General features: G+C 37.7%; 1 protein-coding gene. It reads left to right on the forward strand.

Going from position 1 to position 549, the window contains the following annotated elements; all coding sequences use genetic code 11:
* Window positions 1-321: 321 nt before the first annotated feature.
* Window positions 322-549: transposase (locus AC5KOD_RS02365; RefSeq protein WP_496912951.1), on the forward strand; the 228-nt coding region annotated here is incomplete at its 3' end.

Genomic DNA, 549 nt, shown 5'->3' on the forward strand with positions numbered 1-549 from the left:
GTTTCACTCAATTTCATGTCAGAGGGCACCTACAAGTGACCAATGAAATAGGATTTGCCTTAATGGCACTAAACTTGAAAAAATTGGCCATAAATTGGCCTAATCTACTCAATGCACACAAAATATCTTGGCGATTATCAGTTATTCTGATTGTCACCAAGATATTTTTCTGTTTTAAGAGACTTTTATACGAAAACTAAACCTGTAAAAAAACAAAAAAAGCTACCTCCTACTAAAAGCTTGGTAGTGCTAGTATAGAAATCGGAACAGTTAAACGTGGAGAGTTGAGGTATACTAAAAGAAAACAAAAGGAGACTCTCAATAGCTCAACACACAAAAGAATTCAAAGAATCTGTTTTAGCGTATCGATCCGACCATCCAGAATTAACTGTTCAAGCGTGCTGTCGTAATTTAGATATCAGCGCCTCAAGCTACTACAAGTGGGTAAAAGAGACCGCCGAAAATGAAGGAGAAGTGATTAGGCGTGGCTCAGGTAATTTTGACAGTGACCTAGCCAAAGAAAATGCTCGTTTGAAGCGAGAGCTAAAA

Source organism: Vagococcus sp. WN80Y (assembly GCF_059621045.1).